Consider the following 23233-nt stretch of genomic DNA (forward strand, 5'->3'; position numbering starts at 1 on the left):
GACTAAAGACTTCCGACTAACGACTATCCGTCATTATACAATTAACATGACAGCAGTAAGTGTGCGGCAATATACACTGCCGCACACTATGAATTATATTAATACCCAGGATTTTGTTCTAAAACGGCATCCTTATTCAATTGAATTTCTGATAGCGGGATAGGCAATAATAGGTTTTTTGCTGCCAGGCCGGTTGTAGGGTGCTGAACATCATTTGAATTGAGGCGTGTTGCACGATCAACCAGGGTTCCGGTACGCATCAGCGTCATTCTCCGGTTTTCCTCTCCAATCAATTCGCGGGCACGCTCGTCAAGTACAAAATCGATAGTCATTTGGCTGGAAGTAACCTGTGGAGCCTGCGCCCTTGTGCGCAAAATGTTAATGGTATTTGCAGCCTCGGCGGTTTTACCCTGTTTTACCTGGGCTTCGGCAAGTAACAAATAGGTTTCGCCTAACCGCATCATCATAAAATCTTTGATCATAGCATAACCAAAGGTATCGTTAGGGTCAAACGCACCCCATTTAGTTGTACTTGGGCAAATTTTGTATAAGGTATCAGGCCCGGTAAACGGCACTTGCTTGCCATAGTTTGCGGCAGTTGGGTTGTTGATATAATAACGCCTCCTGATACTATATTGCGAGTTACGTAAATCGCCTGTTGGATATAAACCGTACAATACCCAGTTACTTAACCTCAGCCTGGCAATACTGCGGCCCCCAAGCGAATCGCAAAGCACCATGCCGCTAATGTTGTAATAGGCAGCTCCCCACACACGGCGTTGCTGGGCATTATCTGTATTACCCCCAACAACCGAATTTGGATTTTCCTGTTCGATAACCCATATGGCTTCTGAGTTACCCTGGCTGCGGCGCTGGTTACCGTACACAAACATATCTGAGTAATAATCACCGGCACCACTTGCCCGCACCCCATAACGGTTGCTTATCAGGCTAAATTTACTGCTGCTGATAACCGCCTGGGCCTGCTGTTCGGCCAGGTCGTTTTTACCCATACGCAGGTAGGCCTCGGCCAAAAGCTGCATGGCCATGTACCTATTGGCCCTGTCAACAGGTTTGCCCTGTACGTTTAGCTTAGATGTACCTGCATTTAAATCAGACAGGTTTGCACCGGCAAACGTAAGGTCGCTTATAATAAGGTTGTTGACCTGATCAAGTGGAGCACGCACAAAATCTGTTTTTGGCGCTGCAAGCGGAGCCGTTACCAACGGCACTTTACCAAACAATGTAACCAGGTTATTATAAGCATATGCCCTAAAAAACTTGGCTTCGGCATCTATCATGTTTTTACCTTTGGTGGTAAGCTTGGTATTTGAAGGGTCTTCAACGGCCTTGATGATAATATTGGCATTGTTAATTAACGCATAATACTTGCCCCAGATGTATGAAGCTGCCCCGTCTGTTGGGGTAAGCTGCGCGTAATTATAATACGGCACTTCAATACCTTGCTGGTTTGCTGTAGCATTGGCCACATCGGTGCCCACCTGCCAAACACTTGGCCAGCCCTGCGCGCTTGAATAGGTTAAAATGGTACTTTCATAATTGTAAAGGCCCACGGCGGCGGCTTCAAAGCCCAGTGAATCATTAAGTGTTAGGGGGGTGTATGAAGAGTAAGGCTTTTCGGCCAGGTATGACTTTTTACAGGATGCAAATGCGATTATTAGCACTGATACAGAAGCCACTATAATTGAATACTTTTTCATGTCGTTTATCTTTTATCAGTTTATTTTAATGAGATGTTGGCGCCAAAAACAAATGTGCGGGTAGTTGGATAATTATTTGTCCAATCGCCGGATCCCCTGGTCGAGTAATTATTTTCTGGATCCCAGCCTATCCACTTGGTAAAAGTGTGCAGGTTGCGGCCGCTTACATAAAACGTTAAACCGTTAATGTGCGCTTTATCTAACAGCACCTGCGGCACAACGTAGCTAAAAGTTACATCTTTAATGCGGGTATAGCTGGCATCGCGCGGATAGCCGTAGCCCCTGGTGTTGGTATATGCTAAAGACTGGAACGAGTTATTACCGTTTGATGGTGTCCAGTATTCAATGGCCGCCGGTGTATTCCTCCTGCCCGATTCATCAGCATAATTTAAATCGGCATTGTTTTTAAGCATGCCTTGTGCCGTTTGTATAAATACACTCAGGTTAAATTGCTTGTAGTGAAAAGTATTGGTAATACCGCCCGTCCATTTTGGCGTTGTTTGGCCCTGTATAACCCTGTCATCAGCAGTAATTTTGCCATCGCCATTGGTATCGGCAAATTTCAGGTCGCCTGGTTTTGCACCAGGGTCTTGCTTGGAGGCATCCTCGCCTGTTTGCCAAACGCCTGTCATTTTGTAATCGTAAATTACGCTGATAGGTTTACCTATAAACCACCTATTGCCAATATCATCTTTACCATCGCCATAAAGGCTCACAATTTTATTCCTGTTGATGGCATACACGATGTTTGATTCCCAACGAAAGTCCCTGCCATCAATGTTTTTTGTATTCAGGGTAACCTCGAGGCCTTTGTTGGCCACTTTGCCAATATTATCCCATACTGATGAATAACCGGTAATTGCAGGCAAACTCCGTTTTAACAGCAAGCCAGATGTACGCGTTTTGTAAGCATCAACCGATCCGTTGATACGGCTGTTAAATAGTGAGAAATCTGCCCCGATATTGGTGCCTACGGTGGTTTCCCAAAGCAGGTTGGCGTTACCCAGGTTACTAGCCTGCACCCCAATAGTGCTTACACCATTAAATGGCGACCGAACAGTACCGTCTGTGGTAATGGTTTGATATACACTTATCGCCTCGTTACCTGTTTTTCCGTACGAGCCTCTCAGCTTTAAACTGTTAACTATTTTTGAATCTTTCAAAAAGTCTTCCTGGCTGATGTTCCAACCGAGGGCTGCCGATGGAAACACGCCGTATTTAGTAGTGTTAGCGCCAAAAACCGACGATCCATCGCGGCGGGCGGTAACGGTGAACAGGTAGCGGCTATTATAGGAGTAGTTGATACGGCCCATCTGCGAGGTAAGCGCGTACCTGTCTGAATATGACGATGAGGTTTGGGTTGCACCCGCGCCAATATTGTTAAAAGACAGCTCATCATTTACAAAACCTGTAGCGGCTGCCGTCGAAGTAAAATACCGCCTGCGTTGCGCGCTGTATAAACCCGTAAAATCAAAGTGGTGCTTACCAATATCCTTGTTATAGTACAACAGGTTTTCGATAGTATAGGCTGTAGTTTCGGAGCTTGCAGCACTGGCCGATCCTAAGGGCGTATTTGCCAAACGGCCGCTGTAGCTATCAACCCGGGTTGGCAAATAGGTGTAGCCGGCATTTACACGGTATTTTAATCCTTTAAGCAAACCGCCAAATTTAATCTCGGCATAGCCGTTGCCATTTAAATTTACGCTGCGGTTTACCTGGTCGGTAGTTAAACCCAATAAGGGATTGGTATACAACAATTCAGGCGCCATAGGGTAAATGGTATAAGTACCATCGGCGTTATATAAATTACCATAGGGACTCATCGCTGTTGCGAATAACAGGTTGGCCCTGCCGCCATCGTAATTATTGTTGGCGAAATAGGATGACATACCAACAGTTAAAAAATTGGTAACATTTACATCAAGGTTTGAGCGGATGCTTACCCGGTTGTATTGGTACCCTTTTACCACGCCTTTTTGTTTCAGGTAATCGCCTGATATAAAATATTTAACATCGGGGCTACCGCCAGAAACGCTCAGGTTATGATCCTGCATTACGCCTTGCTGGGTAGTTTCTTTAACCCAATCAATGGTTTTACCTGCCTGGTAATTAGGTAACTCGGAGCTGTTTGGCACCGGGCTGGTTTGTGTTTGGCCCGTTTGCGAAAGGTAATCGGCATATTTTTGAATATAAGATGCCGGGTCGCGCGGATCAAGAATATGTGCCAGGTTTTCAATACCGGCATAACCGCTATAACGGATAACAGGTTTGCCGCTGTTCCCTCTTTTGGTAGTAATCAGGATAACACCGTTTGAGCCGTTGGTTCCGTAGATAGCAACCGCCGATGCATCTTTTAATATTTCCATCGAAGCGATATCATTGGGGTTGATATCATTAAGCGAACCGCCGGTTTTACTCAGCGGGATACCATCCACAACAACATACGGGCCCGTGCCTGCGTTGATAGAGTTTTGCCCCCTTACAATTGAGCCGGGCACCGCGCCTGGTACAGATGATGTATTAGTTATGGTAACGCCTGCCACGGCTCCTTCCAGGGCTTGCAGCACGTTGGTAACCGGCAACTCTGATAAACGGGCTTTGGGCACCGATGCCACAGCGCCTGTAATATCCGATCGTTTTTGGGTGCCGTAGCCAACTACAACTACCTCTGTTAAATCCCTGGATGCAGGCTCTAAAGAGATATTGATAAGTTGCTCGTTATCATTGACAAGCTTTTTTATTGTTTTATAACCAATAAATGAAAATACCAGGGTTTGCCCTGCATTAGCCTTAATGGTATACTTACCATTATAATCGGTTGATGTGGCATTTGCAATACCTTCAACCGCTACGGTAACACCAGGCAAAGGCTCGCCCTTTTCGTCTTTAACGGTACCTGTAATGGTTATCAATACATTATCGCTTTCCTGGCTATCTTTTTCTTTAATAACTATGGTATTGTTGCTGATGGTGTAAGAAAGTGGCTGGTCATGAAATACTTTATCAAGAATATCGCCGATGGATGCGTTGCTAACGTGAATGTTAACCGGACGCGTATCCTTCATCATACCTTCGGTATAAATAAAATTGTAGCCGCTTTGCTTCCTTATCTCTTTAAATAGTTTTTTTAAAGGTGCATTTGTTGCCGAAAGATTTATTTTTTGCGCATAAGATGATGCGCTGACGTGCATAATAGCGACAAAAAAGAAGAGTACAGTTATTTTCACAACTAATAATAACTTTTGGGGCATGCATAGTTTGGGCACACCTATGTTAAAAGTAGATATTTTCATACTTTTGAATAGTTTGGGTTAAAACATGGTTTATTGACAAATAATTTTTCTATGCGCCGGAACGGCGGACAGATTAACGGGTTAACTCAAATTTTTGGCGTGGAAGTGGTGGTACACTTTCACGTTTTTTTTAAGCTCCCGTTTCATGGTTACGTTCGTAGCTTTTTTCTCATTTTTCTCGCTTTTTAGGTTAGTATATTGGTTATTTATTGGCTTGGTTATGGCTTATTCAGATACGGTTATTTTTTTACCCGCTATTTTAAAATGTACTTTACGGGTAAGCTGCAGCGTATTCAACACTTCAGAAACATTGCTGAACCGGGATACAGAACCGCTGAATTTGTCGGACGGCAAGTTACCGGTGTACGCCACATCTACATCGTACCATCTGGAAACCATCCTCATAATTTGCTGTATATCATTACTTTCAAAAACAAACAGGCCATCCTTCCAGGCAGTTGCTTCGTCTACATCCACTTCGCCAATATTAAATGCAAGCGCGTTTAAAAAAGCCTGCTGACCAGGTTGTAATATCCGGGTTTGATTTTTAGCAGTCGAGGTTACTTTTACCTTCCCTTCAAGCAGGGTGGTTTTAACAGCCGGCTCATCATCATAAGTATTGATATCGAAATGTGTGCCCAGCACCTCTACTATTTGCGATTTACTGTAAACCCTGAATGGTTTAGCTGCGTTATGCGCCACTTCAAAATAGGCCTCGCCGGTGAGCTCAACTTTACGTTCGTTGCCGCTAAATATAGTTGGATAGGTTAACGAAGAAGCCGCATTTAACAGCACCCGGCTACCATCGGGCAAAACAACCCAATACTGGCCTCCCCTGGGCGTAGTCATGGTGTTGTACCCGTTTAATTTTGCTTCCTCCGATCCTGATTTCTCGGCTGAATTGTAAACAATTCTTCCGTCTGCGGTTTTATTAATTGCTACTGCGCCCTGTACGGCAAGGGTTCCGTTGCGGGCACCGGTTAAGGTAATCTGTTTGCCATTGGCCAGGGTCAGGATAGCTTTGTTGCCACCCGGCAAAATATCATTTTTAGGATTATGCTGATGAACAATCGGTTTAGGCTCCTGGTGTTTTTTAACAAACAGATAGGCACCAAACGACACAAAAACAAGGATGGCAGCAGCCGAAGCGATGGAGTACCATTTTTTTAAATGCCGGATTTTAGCAGTTTCAGGAATTTCACTAATAATCCTGTTCCAGATCAACCCCTCTTCCATTGACGGATCTGCAGGGCCGTTGGGCGCAGGCTGCTTAACGGCTTCATGCAAATACCAGTTATCCAGTATTTGCTGCTCTTCTGGTGTACAGGTGCCGAGTTGGTGTTTATTTAATAGTTCCTGTGCTTGTTCCCTGGTCATGGTTTATTCTGGCTGTTATTAATGAAACGGCCAGCCAGGGAGGAAGTAGTAGATGAAATGAAAAAAAAATGTGATTTTAGTAAGTTTATAGCTCGTGATGTTACACTTTTATAAGTTCAGTTTGTTAGATACCCTTGTATTCAAGCAATTTAGTCATGATTTGATGCAGTGGGATCGCAGTGATATTTTCGCCTATAGAGAATTGGTCCTGACCTGCATACACGACAAAGCGTTTATCCGGACCGATATCCTGGCAGGCCAGATAAAATCCTTTGGAAAGAGCAGGCGAAGAGCTTCGTTTAATTTCGATAGCCCATTTCTCCCGGCCGGAGAATTCTAACACCAGGTCAATCTCTGCCCCATGGGCGGTCCTGTAGTAATAAGGTATAACGCCATCGGGAACTGTCGATAAGATATTTTCGATTACGAAGCCCTCCCAGCTTCCACCAGCTACCGGATGCCCCAGCAGGTCATTATAGTTTTCAATGTTAAGCAGAGCGTGGGTCAATCCGCTATCCCGAACGTATATTTTAGGGCTTTTTACTAATCGTTTTCCAACGTTACTTGCCCAGGGCTGCAAGCGCCGGACCAATAAAAGATCAACCATCAGGTCCAGGTAGCGGGAGATAGTTGTAGCACTTACTTCAAGACTTTTCGCAAGCTGTGACGCGTTCGTTATGCCGCCCTGAACGTGTGCCAACATTGTCCAGAACCGCTCCAGTGTAACAGCCGGTATGCGAGGACCTAATTGCGGTATGTCTCTTTCCAGATAGGTTTTGATGAAATCTCGTCTCCAAGCCAGACTGTTTCGATCGCTATTGGCGAGCAAACTGTCAGGAAATCCGCCTCTAAGCCAAAGCTGATTTAACTTGTCGATTGTACCTGTTCCAAATTCCAGGGCATCAATGCCCTGAAGTTCCAAGTACGCAATCCTACCTGCCAAAGACTCGCTGGATTGCTGTAGCAAATCTATCGACGCAGAACCCAGGAACAAAAACAGTCCATACTTATGGCCCTTTCGCCGTTCTTTATCAATGATTCCCCGAAGTTCTGCGAAAATTTGAGGAATACGCTGCACTTCATCCATAATGATGAGCTGTTGGCTATTCTCTGCATGGAAAGCATTGATATCCTGTATTTTTTGAAGATCAAGGCTATTTTCTAAATCCAGATAAACGGCCGTACCAGAATCACTTATATTCAGCGCAATAGTCGTTTTGCCCACTTGACGTGGTCCCATCAAGGCGACAGAGGCACTTCGGCTGAGCGCTTCTTCAACTTTCCTTTCGATTCTCCTGGCAATCATACCGTGCAAATCTAATACTTAATGTTTAATTTACACGGTAATAAATGCAAAAAATATACCCGTTTATAATATCCTGAGTTAATATAATCAGCAATATCACAAACTATAAAATCATAATTTTCACAAAATTTATAATCCCGACAATATTAAAACGATTGCCGAAAGGTGATTAAGCTTAGGCCTGATTATCCTGATAGCGTTGCTGATTTGTTTTTTAACCGTTTTATCGGATATATCGAGTTGGTCGGCAATTTCTTTATAAGTAAAGTGCTGATGAATCCGCATTTCAAATATTTGCTTCATTTTAAGGGGAAGCTGCGCAATTTCTTTCTCGAGCGCTGCCATTATTTCCTTTTCTTCTATCCGCTCCAATGTTTGGTTGCAATTGGCTTCGGCAAAGGCGGCCAACGAATCAAGGTAATCCAACCGTACCCGCTTGCGTGCTACTAGGTCAAGCACTTTATTTTTTGTCGATATAAAAAGATATCCGGCTAAATTAGCGTCTGAACTTATGCATTCCCTTTTGAGCCATAATGAGGTGAAAGTTTCCTGGATAATATCCCGGGCGTCATCTTCGTCCCGGAGCATCTTCAGCGCATGCATATACATTACTGTCCAGTAACGCTTATAAATTTCGGCAAAGGCATCCCTGTCGCCGTTTTTTAACAGCGTTATCAGCTCCTGATCAATAAGCATCCGGTTAGAGGACATAACTGGTTTAATTAACGAATGTAATGCATTTTTTACAAAAATTGCAATACCTATAAAACCGTTATAACCTTCGCCCTCATTTTTAGGAATACTCTTTTTTGCCGCTTCAGCGGCATACAATCCATCTGTTTCCATAAATACCTGGCTTAAAGCAACAAGTAACACGGTGTAGCCAGGTGACAAATGAGGCCGGAAACATACATTTCCGTTAAAATAAAAAGGGGGGGGGGCTAATTAAGGCCGGTATATTTATTCAAAATCTGCTGCAATGGTTGTTGATTTCCATTGTTCAAGTTCTGCAGACATGGCGGCAAGTTTTTCTGAGGCCCTGTTATAAGCATCATTTCCCAGAAACAGGTGCATTGGTGGCTCGGGACTTTCGGCTAATTCAATAAATATCTCCGCTGCGCGATCCGGATCCCCGGCCTGCTGTCCATTGATGGACAGGTAACGATCTTGCGTATTTCTTACTGCTTCATAACCTTCTATTTTGCTGGCGGTTAGCGCAAGTGAGTTTTTGGTTAAAAAGCCTGTCCGGAAACCTGATGGTTCTGCTACAGTAACCTTTATTCCAAATTCTTTAACATCCAGTGCAATGACTTCAGAAAAAGCAGCCACTGCAGCTTTGGTAGCCGAATAAACAGACCAGCCGGGTGCCCCAACAAAACCAGCAACCGAACCGATGTTTATAATATACCCTGATTTTTGACTCCTCATTACCGGCAGTACCGCCCGTACCACATTTATGGTTGCCAGCACGTTAACATTAAAAATATTACGGATATCCTGTTCGTCTATTTCTTCAACTGTTCCGGCCATCCCGTAGCCGGCATTGTTAACTACTACATCAATCCGTCCAAACGCTGCCAGCGTTTGCTGTATAGATTCATCAATACAATCCGGGTTATTTAAATCAACAGCCAGCGCAAGAAAACGCTCCCTGTCTATCAACCCAACGGCCTGACTTAACGCCCTGGCGTCGCGGGAACTTGCGGCAACGCGGTAGCCCCGATCAAGCAGCTTTTTCACAAGGATTAACCCCAATCCCTGGGAAGCCCCGGTTACATACCATACTTTTGAAGTGTTCATGATATTATACTTTTAAATGATCAAAATATGCTGTGGTTTCTTCGATTACAGCCTTCATCAGTTCGGCGGCCTTTGTGTGTTTCAGCACCGGCGCTATCTGCCCGCCCCAGAACAGGATCATATCCCATTTTTCCTGTCCGATGGCGGCTTTTCGTATATGCGACATAAACTGTGTTTGAAGCGGGAAGGGGAGCAAACCATTTTCCTTATGCAGCAAGTCTTTTGCAATACGGCTGGTTATGCCCCTACCCAACCTCCCGGTAAATGCCCGCGATAAAGTGGTGTACTTAGCCGCATCCGAAAATAACATTTGCCGGTGAACATTTGTAGCATTCGATTCATCGGTTGCCAGGAAGGCGGTACCAATTTGTACAGCATCTGCACCAAGTGCCAACGCCGCGGCAACACCTTTTCCGTCGGCAATGCCACCTGCCGCTATAACCGGGGTTTTTACCTTTTCCTTAATCAATTGAAGCAATACAAAAGTCCCTATGGTAGATGATTCTGCCGATGTCAGGAATGACGGCCGGTGTCCGCCGGCCTCAAAGCCTGAAGCGATAATCAAATCTATACCTGCCGATTCCAGCACTATGGCTTCGTCCAGCGTAGTTGCCGCGCCTACGGTAACAATGCCTAACCGGCGGCATTGTTCAAGAATATCGGCAGACGGGATACCAAACATAAAGCTAAACACCGGCGGCCTCTGGTGCAGGATCACCTCCACCTGGTTTTCAAAACGCGAGGTAAACACCCCAGGTTTTTCTGGCAGGGTAATTCCCAACTCGTCAAAATAAGGCCTGAATAATTCTTCGGCCTGTTTAAACTGTTCGTCTGAAACAGTACCGTTCACGGCATCATTATCCGAAACCCACAGGTTAATATTGTAGGGTTTATTGGTTGCCGCTTTAATCTGCTTATCTACTTCGATTATTTCCTGTGGGCTTAATGTGTAAGCTCCATAACCACCAAGCCCGCCGGCGTTAGATACTGTTGACACCAGTTCAACAGACGACAGGTTGCCGCCGAACGGCCCTTGCAGGATAGGATATTTGATACCCAGTATTTGGGCTGCTTTAGTTTGATACCACATCATCTTAAAATTTATTGGGCTACATCGCTAATCATTTTATTAACGATCAGCCAGCGGTTATCTATTTTATGAAACGACAGGAACTCATCATAATTAAAATCGTACATTTTAACGCGCACCCTGGCCACCGCTATTGAATTGACAACATCAATTGAGATGATTGTCCCCTTAAAGGGCTTGCCAGAATCTTTGGGGCTTTGACGATGAGCAACACTATCAAGGTACTGATCGAGTGTTCTGGCATATGGCTGACCTTTAACATCGCCGAACAATAAAGTACCGGGATTGTAAATCTGATTCAGCGTATTAATATCGCCTTCGTAGATCCCTTTGAAATAATATTTTTCCAGTGCCTCGGCAATGGCTATTGAATCTTTAGTTTCCATTTCTTTTAAATTTTGCGCTTTTAACGCCAGCAATGTGCATGACAAAAAAGCTGTGAATAAAAGCGTTTTCAAATTAATTAAGATGGTGCCCGGCTCCCAAGCCACCATCTACGTTAATGATGGCACCGTTAATAAAATTGCTCCTGGCAATCGTGTAAACCATTTCGGCAATGTCTTCCACTTCGCCAACGCGGTTTAGCAAATGTAAACCTGCGGTTTGGTCGGCATTTTCGCCGTGCATCGGGGTACGGATTGTTCCGGGCGCAACCGTGTTTACCCTAATGTTATCTTTACCAAACTCGGCCGCCAGTTGGATAGTAAGTGCATGTATTGCGCCTTTTGATGCCATTTGTGCTGTAATGGGCACTCCGCCAAGGCTATGGTTAACCAGGGGTGTACCAATATTGATAACTACGCCATCATGCTGTTTCTGCATTTGCGGAATAATGGCCTGGGTTGTAAAGTAAGTTCCTTTGAGGTTTGTATTCAAAAAGCGGTCAAGATAGGCCTCATCCACTTCCAGGAAGGGTTTGGTTTCAAATATGCCCGCATTATTGACCAGTACATCCACCGAGCCGAATTTTCCGATAGCAGCTGCTAAAAGCCGCTCGCCTGTACTTTTTTCGTAAACATCGCCGGCCACCATGGCAAGGTTTTCACCACCGCCCAATTCCTGGTAAACCTGCTCCAGCTTTGTGGCTGTTGATGAATTGATGATTACGTTGTCGCCCTTTGCTAAAAAGTGGCGGGCTATTTCTTTACCAATGCCAGATGATGCACCGGTAACTATTATGGTTTGCTTCTTCATTTTATTTTTTTCTTTCGGCAGTTATGCCTTTTTCTCTTAACACAGATACCTGTTCTCCATTATGGCCCCAGTCGTCCAAATCATATTCCTGGATCACAACAAAGGTTAATTGCGGGTCTTTATTCAGTACATCACTCAACAGGTTGGTAACCCCTTTTATTAGTTGCTGTTTTTGTTCCCTGGTAACACCTTCACGTGTTACTTCAATTTTTACGTATGGCATGGCTTTAATTTTTATGCAAAAGCTGCTTATCAGGCAGCTTTTGCAGTTACACTTACATTAAGTTCAAAATCATTATAAATCAGGGTGTCGCCCAGGTCTTTGAAGAAATTACCTGAACGGAATTTTATTCCATATTTGGTGCGGTCAATTACCAGCTTTCCGGTTGTAGTCAGCACGTTGCCATTTACTTTGATATCCGCATCAAAGCCAACAGCGTGGGTGATACCTTTGATAGTCAGATCGCCTTTAACATGGCTGCCAGAAACTGAGGTGATATGCAAAGTTGCTTCAGGGTATTTTTCAATTGAGAAAAAATCATCAGAAGCAAGGTGGCCGGCAAACTGCGCATTTGTTGCCGGGTCGGTTACATCCAGTATTTTGATAGATGTGGTATCGATAGTGAATTTGCCCCCGGCAAGCTTACCGTTGTTTAAAATAAATTCGCCTTCTTTAACGGCTATGGTACCATTGTGTGCCCCGGTTACCTTACGGCCCACCCAATCGATATTGCTTTGGGTGCTTACGATTTCAAATTTTTGAGTTTCCATTTTATTTGTGTTTTTAATTACACAACAAAGTACGGCAGGAAATTTCAGGGGCACATGTGACCTACATCACATTTAAAATGAATCGATATTTATGTGATGTACATCACTTTCAGGTGTTATAAAGCCGGCTTAGGGTTTCTCTCGAAACTCCTAAGTATGCTGCAATCAGGTTTTTAGGGACTATATTATAAAGCTCCGGATAAAGCTTCAACAGCTCTTCATACCGATATTTCACATTATTATTCATGAACGATAACAGCCTTTTTTGAGCAGCCACGTATCCTTTATTAGTCCTCCATCTAAAAAAATGTTCGGCATTGTGGAGTTCATTACATAGCTTCTCCCTATCGTCATTGCTAAGGCAGAGCACTACTGCATCAGTAATACAATCTACGTTGATGGTAGCCTTGGTATTGTTATATAATGCGTTATAATCTGATGCCCACCAGGTTGGCATGGCAAATTGCAAGATAAACATTTTGAGATCGTCGTTGATAAAGAAGGATTTCAAGCAGCCGGATAGCACGAAATATTCGCAATCTACCTTATCACCCCCGGTAATAAGGGCCTGCCCTTTTTGAAAATGCTGTTGTTTAAAATGCGAAAAGAAATAGTCAAACTGCTCGTCGGTCAACGTGGCTATTTTAGCTACATGAGCTTTTAAAATTTCTTTGGCTTCCATTGGTAGTTATAACTGATGCGCTAACAATTTAAAGTTAGGAATTAATTATAAATTCCAAATCAGCTGGCAATACGCTTCAGGGAAATAACTTTTTAAATCTTCTGTTATATAGTCCCCGTTTACGGTTTCTCACACAAGGTGCTAAGGAAAAATAAGCCAGCCATTTTGCTTTCTAGCGTCTTTGCGTGAAATAAATATCTTCGCTGCTTACTCATAACTATAAAGCTTAATACGCTGGATGCCATATTCGCCCGTCGGGATCCTGAGGTGCCGGCCCTGGTGGTCTTCATCGCCGTTTAAACGACGGCCTGCCTGCCATTTACCATTAACAAAATGGCCCTCATCAACACTTTGTATACCTGCCCGCTGCGCCTGATTTTTGGGTTTAAGACTTATTACCAACCCGGTGCCGCCTACGTAAAACTCATCTTTTGATAAAGCGATGATGATGCCACCCGTTAGCGGCCATGTTGCTTCTTTGGCGTTTGGCGACCAGCCCAAGGTTAAATCGTGCGAAACAGTTAATATATAATCGCCCATTTCTAATTTCACGGTATCGGCAACCTTACTTAACAACACCCCTTCCATCAAACCTTGCTTTTTGGCTTTGCTAATCTCGCCCGATAATTGGTTAATAATATCATAGCATTTACCCAACGATTCTGTTTCGGGCTTTTTGCCGGATTCAATGGAAAAAGGAGAAAAACCCAGGGCCTTGTAGTGGCCAATTGCATAAAACGCTTTTGCATCCACCCCTTCTTCAAAACGGTGTTCGGGAATCAGCAAGGCATTATCCGGCCGGGTATAACGGTCATTCCAATATTTAAAATTAGGGTTATAAAAATCGGGCGACAGCAGGTCGATATCCGGAGCGGCAGCTTTCCAAACATCGATTAAATGCGGCAGCGGGCCACCGCTTGGGTATTGCCCGGGTTGCTTACCGGGCGCGTTAAGGGCAGCGTTTACATACATTGGCAGCGGGTAAACCTCCTTGCCTGCCCTGGCCACCTCATTAGCATAGGTAGCAAAATACCAGGCTATAAACATTTCATCGGTAGCCGTGCTTTTACCAAAAACAGCTTCCCAATTACCTGCTTTTTTATAGCCATTGCCCTCCCAGGCCTTTTGAATCTCGGGTACCAGTTTATCCCGATGCAAATTCAAATAATCGATTAGCTTTTCCGGAACAGCCCGGCCAAAAGCCGCATCGGCCGGCTTTGAATGGTCGCGGGGGCTGGGCAACATCCCTATTTCATTTTCTACCTGCATCATTACCACCGTATGCTGCTGGCTATCTGTTTGTTTTAAGTGCTGCATGAGTGCGGCAAAAGCATCACAATCGGCCTTCAATGCGTTTTCAGAAAACGGCGTAATGATCTCCTCAGATCGGCCTTCGCTGCTTTGCACCCGCGGAAAGCGTGTTTGGTTTGTCTTAACCCATGCAGGCGCGTAACAGCTCATGCTGTTTTTCCAGGTGCCAAACCAAAGTAATATCAATTTAATTTGATGTTCCCTGGCGCTTTTTATAAGGTAATCAACCAGCGTAAAGCTAAATACGCTTTCCTTTGGCTCCATCAACTCCCAATATACCGGGGCTATCAAGGTATTCAGGTTCATTTTTTTGAGTTTGGGCCAGATAGGGTCCATGTAAACCGTACTTGAAGCGCTTGAGTTTCCTAATTCCCCGGCAGTCATCAGTAAGGATTTGCCATTCACCAGCAATTCGGCATTACCACCCCAGTATTTAATTTGCGGCATTACCGGGCTGCTGTTTTGCGCTTTGGTTTCAAAAGCCCACAAGCAACACCAAACAAATGCTAAAACAACTGATTTCATAACGGTTGAATTTACTTTAATGCTCAATCCCAATGATAAAACAAATAGTACTTTAACGCCCAAACACCAAATGCTCTGTTACTTACCGGCGTATGCCCACTGCAATGCCTTAAGCATTGTAACCGGTTTACCCGATAAATGGGTAACATCGTCAATAATGAGGTGCTTAAAAACAAACTTTTGGTAATGACGCTCATCAAGTAAAGCAACCAGTTGTTTATTGGGCATTACTTGGCCCGGCGTTTCCAGCCCGCCTACTTCAATAAAAACATTTACGGGCAAGCTTTTATGTTTGGCAAAATAGTTTTTTTCGATACCGAAAACGCTGCCGTTATCATAACCTAAAGCCGGACTACCAATAAGAATATTTCTAAACAGGGTTGGCTGCGTAAACAAGGTATACGTGGCAAACAAGCCGCCCATAGAATAGCCATATAAGGTTCGATTAGCAGTATCTGTTTTTAACTCCGCGTCGATAGTGGGGATAAGCTCTTTTTCGATAAAGGCTAAAAAAGCAGGGGCACCACCACTTTCGGGTATTGCGGTGTTTCTGGTCGGAGTAAAATCGCGATTGCGTTTATTACCCGGTGTACCAATTAAACCGCCATCGCCAATGGCTACCAATATAGGTTCGGAAATATGGTACTCCGCCATCAAAAGCCCAAGATATTCCAGCGAAGGCGAAAAATCATTATCCCCATCAACAACATACAATACCGGGAATTTTCGCTTAGCGGTATCATAACCTGCCGGGTAATGGATATAAATATCATATTGATTACCCACCAGTTTGGATTGCATCTGCAGATGATTAGAGTTGGGTATGGTAACCAGCTTTGCCTGCTGGGCAAAGCCATACCCGCGCAGTATACAGCTCAACAACAAAGTTATTGATATCAATTTGAGCACCTTCATAGCAACGTTATTACAAAAATGGATCGATTAGTTTAATAGAGCCATCGGTATTATGCTGCAGCTCCGTCACCTTTACATTGCGCAGGTGGGTTTTGCCCGATATTTGGGTATCATGGTAAAATATATACCATTTGCCTTTTATTTCGATGATAGAATGATGGGTAGTCCACCCCTGTACCGGTTTCATAAATACGCCTTTGTAGGTAAATGGCCCAAGCGGTTTATCGCCTATCGCGTAGCAAAGCAAGTGCGTATCGCCGGTTGAGTAAGTGAAGTAATATTTACCATTGGATTTGTGCATCCATGAACCTTCAAAAAACCGGCGGTCATGATCTTTAGTTAATAACGGTTTGCCCAGGCTATCTAAAATAACAACATCCTTTACCGCGCCATCAAAGCTTTTCATATCAGGTTTTAACAGGGCTACACGGCAGCTGATGGCCGGGGCATCTTCCTGTTTCGAATCGGTTTTTGAGCCATCGGCCTCATATTTTCCGGTCGACCAGCGTTGCAATTGCCCACCCCAGATACCGCCAAAATACATGTAGGTTTTACCATCGGTATCGGTAAACACAGCCGGATCAATGCTGTAGCTTCCGGCAATAGGTTCAGGCTCTGCCTTAAACGGACCCACAGGGCTGGCCGATGTAGCCACGCCGATATGGAAAACGTCTTTTTTATCCTTCACCGGGAAATAAAGGTAATAAGTGCCGTTTTTATAAGCAGCATCGGGCGCCCAAAGCTGGCGGCCAGCCCAGGGAATATCTTTAATATCAAATCCAACGCCATTATCAGTAACCTTGCCACCAATGCTATCCATCGAAAGAATATGATAATCTTTCATGGCAAAATGATCGCCATTGTCATTTTCGGGGATTCCTGCATTGATATCATGCGACGGATAAATATAAATTTTGCCGTTAAACACATGTGCCGATGGATCGGCAGTGTAAATGGAGCTGATAAGCGGTTGCGAAAGGAATTTTACCTTTTTGCCGGTATCTGTTTTACTGCTGTCTGCATCGGCCGCTTTTTTGGTGGGCGGGTCGCATGCACTTAACATGCCTGCAGCTATAAAAAGCGTAATAATTAATTTTGCGGTGGTAAATTGCTTGCTCATTGGCGTTTGGTTTATGGTGATGATTAATTGGTCATGTAATTGCTGCCCCCGATGCCTGGTACATAATAAAACTTCATGTCTTTATAATACGATAGCGGATGTTCCGGCTTTGAATAGGCATTCCCGATAGGCATTTTTGAAAAAGTTTGAAAGTATAAAACACAGGCATCCCGCCAGGTTATGGCTTCTGTTAGCTGAACTTTCATCAACTGCTGTACCTGAACAAAACGTTCGGCGTCTACTTTTCCCCGCATTTTATCCCAGGTTAAACCCATTTGCTTAACAGAATCGGCACCCATATAATAATGGTGAACCATCTCGTCCCATAACGACTTGCCCGAACGCATTTTGTAGGTCCAACTTAAATGGTGGAACCATAAAAGGTATTCATCTGGGCAGGTTTGCAGGTTTTCCCAGTGCGATTGTACCGGCTGCGCATATTGTGATAGCGCATTGCTGCCCGTGCCAGTACGGTTAAACCCAATGCCGGCCGAATCGGCCTTGTGGTAATAAGTGGCATTCCAATCGGGCCGGCCGGCATTATCAACCCATGGGCCGGCGCCATAATGGGTAGATACCCCCATAATATGGTGCAAACCAAGCGGAGTCATATAATTAACTGTATTCTCCCTTGATTGTAGCATGACTTTTTTTATGGGTGATACAAAGCCGGCATCATTTATAAAAGTCATTTTTAGCCAATCGCCGGCAATAGCGGCCGGTGATTGATCGGGGTTCCAGGCCATGCGGCCAAAAGCGTACCAGTTGGCCTGGGCAAAGGGATGACCGCACCAGTTTAAATCGGTGCCAATATTGGCCACACCAGCCATCCCTGTTATTAATTTTTTATTGAAATTACCCTGGAGGATACGTGATACGGTTGAACCCTTCCCCTGCGTGTACGTGTCCGATTGCAGCGTTTCGGCAAATAACGGCGCCTCATAAACCAAATGGGTCGAAAAGCCAAGGTATTCCTGCGTTAGCTGGAATTCCATCATCAGTGCGGTATTGGGCATGGCACCAAATAAGGGGTGGAAAGGTTCCCTCGGCTGAAAATCAATCGGCCCGTTTTTTACCTGGATGATTACATTATCTTTAAACTTCCCATCAAAGGGCTTAAATTCATTGTATGCCTGTTTCGACCGGTCATCGGGCACATTATTATCATACACAAAAGCCCGCCACATTACAATGCCATGGTGCGGGCTCAAAGCATCGGCCAGCATATTGGCGCCATCGGCATGGGTGCGTCCATAGGTTTGGGGCCCAGGCTGCCCTTCAGAGTTTGCCTTCACTAAAAACCCGTCAAAATTGGGAATGTAACTATAAATCTCATCCGCTTTATCCGCCCACCATTTTTTTACATCGTCATTTAACGGATCGGCTGTTTTCAGGTGGCCTAACTCTACCGGACTGCTGAATTTTACCGACAAATAAATTTTAATACCATACGCCCTGAAAACATTGGCCAGCGCCTGTATTTTAATTAAATACTGAGGCGAGAGTATTAACGCATCTGCATTCACATTGTTGATAACCGAGCCGTTGATGCCTATAGATGCATTGGCACGTGCGTAATCAATATACCGCTGGTCTATAATACCGGGCAGCTTATGCCAGTTCCAGATAGATGAACCTGCATAGCCACGCTCTACAGTGCGGTTCAGGTTATCCCAATGATCAAGTACCCGGTACATTATGCGCGGGCGATCTGCCATATTAAGTTTATTGATGGGCTGCCGGGTTTGCAGCAGCTTTAAAAAATTAAAAACACCATACAGCACGCCAACATCGGTTTTGGCTGTAATCAGGATACATTTTTTCTGATTAATAAGCGCCGTTTTTATAAGATACCCTTCGCTGCCTATGCTGTCCGGAACGATAACAGCCAGCCCTTTTAACGATTGCGGTGTGCCAATGATAATTGTTTGCCCGCCTGTTACGGTTTTGGTGTCTGAGGGAAGTGCCGATAACATGCCATCCAACCCCTTTTCCAGCTCGGCCTTAGCAGCCCTTAGCTGATCGGATTCCGCCGGAAAAATCATATACTTCAATTGCTTTTTATAAACCGCTGCAGCCGGCCGGTCGGCAATTTTGTTATACTCAAGCCAAAGTTTATAGCCATCATCGGCACATGCGTTGCTTACCACACCCAATAAAAGCAGGATCAGTAAACACCTATTTTTTTTAAAAAAATATTTGGCCATGGCGTTAATATTTCAGCATTGGTAAAGTTTTTTGCCCGGTTATAAAAACAATAAAATGATGTATTAAAGTTTATGAAAGCACACGTGTGTTACATGCCCCGTCCACAATGGTTTATAATGATTAACCTTTATGCAATCGATTGCAAATATATAAACCTTTATTTATATTTAGCAATTCAAAACCAATTATTCAGTTATTATTAAAATCATTCGGGGCATTTTTACCTATCGGTAGTGGACTGATAATGTACTGACTACCATGCATCGCCATAAAATAAAAAGCGACACAACTAAATTGCCACATGGGTTATTGGCCTCATGGTTAACGAACAAAAGAACATCATCTTGTTTGTACCAGGCATTGCACGCTGGAGGTCTCCCGTACATCTTACCACCCGCCCGCGTTTTACGAATTAGAACTTTGCTCAAGCACTCACTTAATCAGCCCAATCAACTACTCACTACACCTTTTTATCCCCATCTCTAAGCCGCGCAATTCGGCAAGGCCTTTAAGCCTGCCGATTGCTGAATAACCGGGATAAGTGTTGTAATTGAAATCATCTAATAGCTTATGACCATGATCTGGCCGCATGGGGATGGCGGCATCTAATCTGCCTGCATCTTTACGGGCTATTTGTTCGCTAATGATAGCCTTCATCACTTCGTACATATCCACACTGCCTGCTAAATGATCGGCTTCGTAAAAACCGCCATCGGGCAGCCGCTGCACATTGCGCAGGTGCAGGAAATGGATTTTACTACCTAATTCCTTTATAATACGTGGTATATCATTTTTACCGGAAGCGCCCAATGAGCCGGTACAAAGCGTAATTCCATTTGCTATTGACGGACAGCAATTTACGATATCCGTCAAATCAGCCAATGTGGATGCAACACGGGGAAGCCCTAATATCGGGAATGGTGGATCGTCCGGATGGATGCACATTTTAATGCCTAACTTTTCTGCATGCGGAATGATGGCCCTTAAAAAGTAGAACAAATTTTCTTTTAAAGCCAGGGCATCTACCTCACTATACTTGCGCAGGTGCTGTTTAAATTCATTGATGGTAAAAACTTCTTCGGTGCCAGGCAGGCCAGCTAATATAGTATTGGTTAACAGTAGCTTATTGCTATCACTAAGACTATCCAGATAAAGTTTCGCTGCTTGTTGCTGTTCGGGGTTAAAATCATTAAACGCTCCCTCACGTTCTAAAATATACAGATCAAATGCCGCCAAAGCCGTAGCGTTATACAATAATGCCGATGCACCATTGGCTAAGCGGTAATCAAGATGGGTACGCGTCCAGTCGAGTACGGGCATAAAGTTGTAGCATACGGTTAGCATTCCTTCGGCTGCCAAATTGGTAAGGGTTTGCTTGTACTTGTCAATATACCGGTCGCGATCAGGGCTTCCGGTTTTGATACTTTCATGGATATTCACACTTTCAACCACAGCCCAGCTAAAACCTTCTTTGTTGACTATTTCCCGCCTTTTCCTAACCTCCTCAACACTCCAAACATCACCGCATGGCACCTGGTGTAGCGCCGTTACTATACCTTTGGCACCCGTTTGTTTTATCGCACTTAAAGCAACAGCATCTTCGGGCCCAAACCACCTGAACGTTTGTAGTAAATCTGGTATCATAGTATTTGATATTGGCATAATAGGGCCTAAATTTATGCAATCGATTGCCAAAAATTAGCTAAATAAGCATTTAATTTTTACATTTATCCATTAAATAATCAGTTGGCCATTTATGGCACGTTACGCAGTTAGTTTTAAGCGCTTTAATTAAACCCATGCCTGGCAGCGAAAAAGAGATTACCATTTACGATATAGCCAAAAAGCTCAATGTTTCGGCAGCTACAGTAAGCCGTGCACTCCAGGATCATCCACGGGTAAACAAAAACACCAAAAAGATGATTGTTAAGGCCGCCGAAGAAATGGGCTACCGTTCCAACTCCTTTGCCAGCAACTTACGCCGCAAAAACAGCAATATCATCGGTGTAATTGTACCAAGGCTCAATAGCAGTTTTACATCCGATGTAATAGCGGGGATAGAGAAAGTAGTGAACGATAATGATTATAACCTCATCATCAGCCAATCATTGGAAACAATGAAAAAAGAAATTAATAACGCGAAGGCAATGCTAAATAACCGGGTTGATGGCCTGCTGGTTTCGTTAGCCTATGATACCACCAATATTGAACACTTTGAACCGTTTATAAAACGCAGGATCCCGGTAATTTTCTTCGACCGGGTGTTTGAGCATGATCATTATCCGCAAATTTATATCGATAATTTTAAAGCAGCTTACGAAATTACAAGCCATCTTATTGAGCAGGGCTGTAAGCGGATAGTTCATATTACTGCCAATGTTTTACGAAATGTGTATTCTGAAAGGCTACGGGGGTATAAAGCAGCGCTGGAAAAACACGGCATTCAATTCGACGAAAGCTTACTGTTCATTAATGATCTTAGCGCCAAAGCATCGGCCATAACCGCCCAGGAAATACTAAAAATGAACCCGCTGCCCGATGGCATATTCTGCGCTAACGACGCGAGCGCGGTAAGCTGCATACAAATACTCAAAAAAGCAGGGATAAAAATACCCGGAGATATTGCCGTTGCGGGTTTTAACAACGACCCGGCATCGTGTGTAATTGAACCCAATTTAACCACCATCAACTATAAAGGATTTGAAATGGGCGAAGTTGCGGCCAATTTGCTCATCAACCATTTGGTGAACAAAAACGACCTGCAACAAACCCATAGCCTGATATTAAGATCGGAGTTGATTATAAGAGAATCATCGGTAAGGAAAAAGCAAACAGGCGATTAAAAATAGAGTCAAGAGGTTAGAGTCAAGAATCAAGACAACCTTATGAATAGTTTAGATTTTTACATTAACCTTTACCTCTTGGCTCTTTTTAACGGTAATATTAAAAATAGAGTCAAGAGGTTAGAGTCAAGAATCAAGACAGCCTCGCCTTATGGATAGTTTAGGTTTTTACATTAACCTTTTAGGTAAACACCAGACAATGGATAGCAAATTATTGCTTGTCTTTGATTATCGCTTCAAAATCTTAGCTCTTAGCTCTTTTTAACGGTAGTATTTTATCATGGAATCAAAAACAAAACTCGCCATAGTTACAGGAGGCGCATCGGGCCTGGGATTAGCCACGGCAAAAAAATTTATTGAACAAGGCATCAGGACGATTATCATTGGCCGTGATGAGCAGAAACTGGCTAATGTGGCTCATGAACTTGGCGAACTTTGCAGTTATAAACAGTACGATTTGAGCCAAACCGCTGGGATACCGGCTTTAGTAGCGTCAATTGTGCAGGAATTTGGCCCACCCGATATACTGGTGAATAACGCCGGCATCAACCATAAAAAGCCGTTTACAGAGGTTACCGACGATGATTTTCAGCAAATTATACAAACAAACCTGGTGGCCGTATTTGCACTGAGCCGCGAAGTTGTAAAAGCTATGCTGAAGGTGGGCAGCGGCAGCATTGTTAACGTAAGTTCAATGGCGGCGCAGTACGGCATTCCTTATGTGATAGCTTACACCGCATCAAAAACCGCTATTGAAGGCATGACCCGCGCCATGGCTACCGAACTTTCGCCGCAAGGCATCCGGGTTAATTGCGTGGCGCCGGGTTTTATCGCTACAGATATGTCGGCAAAGGCATTGGATAATGATCCCGCCAGGAAGCAAAAAGTTTTAGGCCGCACCCCCATGGGCAAACTGGGCGAACCTGCTGACATTGCCGAGGCCATTTATTATTTAGCCACAGATAGCGCCAAATATGTAACCGGCGTAATATTGCAGGTAGATGGCGGGAATTCGATTGGGTTTTAAATAGTTTTCACCTTCCTGCTTTCGCCCTTATTATTCAAATTATTATCTCA

At 44.1% G+C, this 23233-nt stretch carries 19 protein-coding genes; 2 read left to right on the top strand and 17 right to left on the bottom strand.

Features of this window, described 5'->3' with window-relative positions; all coding sequences use genetic code 11:
- Positions 1–98 precede the first annotated feature (98 nt).
- From AC1DU2_RS09615 to uxuA, 17 genes are all read right to left on the bottom strand, one after another.
- On the bottom strand, positions 99–1721 hold the full coding sequence (locus AC1DU2_RS09615; protein ID WP_477356621.1) for a RagB/SusD family nutrient uptake outer membrane protein: 1623 nt from the start codon (positions 1719–1721) through the stop codon (positions 99–101).
- A 20-nt stretch (positions 1722–1741) separates the two neighbouring features.
- Positions 1742–5014 (bottom strand): TonB-dependent receptor, encoded by a 3273-nt coding sequence (locus AC1DU2_RS09620; protein WP_477356619.1) that lies wholly within the window; start codon positions 5012–5014, stop codon positions 1742–1744.
- Between the two features lie 225 nt (positions 5015–5239).
- The gene (locus tag AC1DU2_RS09625; protein WP_477383938.1) at positions 5240–6391 is read right to left on the bottom strand and encodes a FecR family protein; all 1152 of its coding nucleotides are present in this window, start codon (positions 6389–6391) and stop codon (positions 5240–5242) included.
- A 124-nt stretch (positions 6392–6515) separates the two neighbouring features.
- The gene (locus tag AC1DU2_RS09630) at positions 6516–7697 is read right to left on the bottom strand and encodes an ATP-binding protein (RefSeq protein WP_477383940.1); all 1182 of its coding nucleotides are present in this window, start codon (positions 7695–7697) and stop codon (positions 6516–6518) included.
- Between the two features lie 129 nt (positions 7698–7826).
- The gene (locus AC1DU2_RS09635) at positions 7827–8543 is read right to left on the bottom strand and encodes an RNA polymerase sigma factor (protein WP_477383942.1); all 717 of its coding nucleotides are present in this window, start codon (positions 8541–8543) and stop codon (positions 7827–7829) included.
- A gap of 114 nt (positions 8544–8657) precedes the next feature.
- Positions 8658–9497 (bottom strand): SDR family oxidoreductase, encoded by an 840-nt coding sequence (locus tag AC1DU2_RS09640; protein WP_477383944.1) that lies wholly within the window; start codon positions 9495–9497, stop codon positions 8658–8660.
- A gap of 4 nt (positions 9498–9501) precedes the next feature.
- A complete protein-coding gene (locus AC1DU2_RS09645) occupies positions 9502–10590 on the bottom strand; it encodes an NAD(P)H-dependent flavin oxidoreductase (protein ID WP_477383946.1) in 1089 nt (362 codons plus the stop codon).
- Between the two features lie 8 nt (positions 10591–10598).
- Positions 10599–10973 carry a nuclear transport factor 2 family protein gene (locus AC1DU2_RS09650; RefSeq protein WP_477383948.1) on the bottom strand — a complete coding sequence of 125 codons (375 nt, stop codon included), beginning with the start codon at positions 10971–10973 and terminating at the stop codon, positions 10599–10601.
- A 73-nt stretch (positions 10974–11046) separates the two neighbouring features.
- Positions 11047–11781, bottom strand: a complete 735-nt coding sequence (locus tag AC1DU2_RS09655; RefSeq protein WP_477356605.1) for an SDR family NAD(P)-dependent oxidoreductase — start codon at positions 11779–11781, stop codon at positions 11047–11049.
- 1 nt (position 11782) lies between these two features.
- Positions 11783–12004, bottom strand: coding sequence for a tautomerase family protein (locus AC1DU2_RS09660; RefSeq protein ID WP_477356602.1), 222 nt, complete (start codon positions 12002–12004; stop codon positions 11783–11785).
- Positions 12005–12033: 29 nt separating this feature from the next.
- Positions 12034–12552 carry a YceI family protein gene (locus AC1DU2_RS09665; RefSeq protein ID WP_477383950.1) on the bottom strand — a complete coding sequence of 173 codons (519 nt, stop codon included), beginning with the start codon at positions 12550–12552 and terminating at the stop codon, positions 12034–12036.
- A gap of 109 nt (positions 12553–12661) precedes the next feature.
- A complete protein-coding gene (locus AC1DU2_RS09670; protein ID WP_477356598.1) occupies positions 12662–13234 on the bottom strand; it encodes a Crp/Fnr family transcriptional regulator in 573 nt (190 codons plus the stop codon).
- Positions 13235–13441: 207 nt separating this feature from the next.
- Complete coding sequence (locus AC1DU2_RS09675; RefSeq protein WP_477383952.1) at positions 13442–15070, bottom strand: GH35 family beta-galactosidase; 1629 nt, start codon at positions 15068–15070, stop codon at positions 13442–13444.
- Positions 15071–15148: 78 nt separating this feature from the next.
- Positions 15149–15985 (bottom strand): alpha/beta hydrolase, encoded by an 837-nt coding sequence (locus AC1DU2_RS09680; RefSeq protein WP_477383955.1) that lies wholly within the window; start codon positions 15983–15985, stop codon positions 15149–15151.
- Between the two features lie 10 nt (positions 15986–15995).
- The gene (locus AC1DU2_RS09685; protein ID WP_477383957.1) at positions 15996–17105 is read right to left on the bottom strand and encodes a glycoside hydrolase family 43 protein; all 1110 of its coding nucleotides are present in this window, start codon (positions 17103–17105) and stop codon (positions 15996–15998) included.
- A gap of 23 nt (positions 17106–17128) precedes the next feature.
- Positions 17129–19312 carry an alpha-glucuronidase family glycosyl hydrolase gene (locus AC1DU2_RS09690; protein WP_477383959.1) on the bottom strand — a complete coding sequence of 728 codons (2184 nt, stop codon included), beginning with the start codon at positions 19310–19312 and terminating at the stop codon, positions 17129–17131.
- 454 nt (positions 19313–19766) lie between these two features.
- Positions 19767–20957 (bottom strand): mannonate dehydratase, encoded by a 1191-nt coding sequence (gene uxuA / locus AC1DU2_RS09695; protein ID WP_477383961.1) that lies wholly within the window; start codon positions 20955–20957, stop codon positions 19767–19769.
- A 155-nt stretch (positions 20958–21112) separates the two neighbouring features.
- On the opposite strand from uxuA, the gene AC1DU2_RS09700 reads away from it, so the two are divergent.
- Both AC1DU2_RS09700 and AC1DU2_RS09705 read left to right on the top strand, forming a co-directional pair.
- Positions 21113–22156: a LacI family DNA-binding transcriptional regulator gene (locus AC1DU2_RS09700; RefSeq protein WP_477383963.1), complete on the top strand. Its 1044-nt coding sequence runs from the start codon at positions 21113–21115 to the stop codon at positions 22154–22156.
- Positions 22157–22436: 280 nt separating this feature from the next.
- Entirely contained in the window at positions 22437–23183 is a 747-nt protein-coding gene (locus AC1DU2_RS09705; protein ID WP_477383966.1) for an SDR family NAD(P)-dependent oxidoreductase, read from the top strand.
- Positions 23184–23233 lie beyond the last annotated feature (50 nt).

Source organism: Mucilaginibacter sp. P4_C11 (assembly GCF_056402115.1).

Bases quoted from the DNA above. Each gene is read 5' to 3' on its own strand.
- AC1DU2_RS09615 (WP_477356621.1), bottom strand. From the start codon at position 1,721: ATGAAAAAGTATTCAATTATAGTGGCTTCTGTATCAGTGCTAATAATC.
- AC1DU2_RS09620 (WP_477356619.1), bottom strand. From the start codon at position 5,014: ATGAAAATATCTACTTTTAACATAGGTGTGCCCAAACTATGCATGCCC.
- AC1DU2_RS09625 (WP_477383938.1), bottom strand. From the start codon at position 6,391: ATGACCAGGGAACAAGCACAGGAACTATTAAATAAACACCAACTCGGC.
- AC1DU2_RS09630 (WP_477383940.1), bottom strand. From the start codon at position 7,697: ATGATTGCCAGGAGAATCGAAAGGAAAGTTGAAGAAGCGCTCAGCCGA.
- AC1DU2_RS09635 (WP_477383942.1), bottom strand. From the start codon at position 8,543: ATGGAAACAGATGGATTGTATGCCGCTGAAGCGGCAAAAAAGAGTATT.
- AC1DU2_RS09640 (WP_477383944.1), bottom strand. From the start codon at position 9,497: ATGAACACTTCAAAAGTATGGTATGTAACCGGGGCTTCCCAGGGATTG.
- AC1DU2_RS09645 (WP_477383946.1), bottom strand. From the start codon at position 10,590: ATGATGTGGTATCAAACTAAAGCAGCCCAAATACTGGGTATCAAATAT.
- AC1DU2_RS09650 (WP_477383948.1), bottom strand. From the start codon at position 10,973: ATGGAAACTAAAGATTCAATAGCCATTGCCGAGGCACTGGAAAAATAT.
- AC1DU2_RS09655 (WP_477356605.1), bottom strand. From the start codon at position 11,781: ATGAAGAAGCAAACCATAATAGTTACCGGTGCATCATCTGGCATTGGT.
- AC1DU2_RS09660 (WP_477356602.1), bottom strand. From the start codon at position 12,004: ATGCCATACGTAAAAATTGAAGTAACACGTGAAGGTGTTACCAGGGAA.
- AC1DU2_RS09665 (WP_477383950.1), bottom strand. From the start codon at position 12,552: ATGGAAACTCAAAAATTTGAAATCGTAAGCACCCAAAGCAATATCGAT.
- AC1DU2_RS09670 (WP_477356598.1), bottom strand. From the start codon at position 13,234: ATGGAAGCCAAAGAAATTTTAAAAGCTCATGTAGCTAAAATAGCCACG.
- AC1DU2_RS09675 (WP_477383952.1), bottom strand. From the start codon at position 15,070: ATGAAATCAGTTGTTTTAGCATTTGTTTGGTGTTGCTTGTGGGCTTTT.
- AC1DU2_RS09680 (WP_477383955.1), bottom strand. From the start codon at position 15,985: ATGAAGGTGCTCAAATTGATATCAATAACTTTGTTGTTGAGCTGTATA.
- AC1DU2_RS09685 (WP_477383957.1), bottom strand. From the start codon at position 17,105: ATGAGCAAGCAATTTACCACCGCAAAATTAATTATTACGCTTTTTATA.
- AC1DU2_RS09690 (WP_477383959.1), bottom strand. From the start codon at position 19,312: ATGGCCAAATATTTTTTTAAAAAAAATAGGTGTTTACTGATCCTGCTT.
- uxuA (WP_477383961.1), bottom strand. From the start codon at position 20,957: ATGATACCAGATTTACTACAAACGTTCAGGTGGTTTGGGCCCGAAGAT.
- AC1DU2_RS09700 (WP_477383963.1), top strand. From the start codon at position 21,113: ATGCCTGGCAGCGAAAAAGAGATTACCATTTACGATATAGCCAAAAAG.
- AC1DU2_RS09705 (WP_477383966.1), top strand. From the start codon at position 22,437: ATGGAATCAAAAACAAAACTCGCCATAGTTACAGGAGGCGCATCGGGC.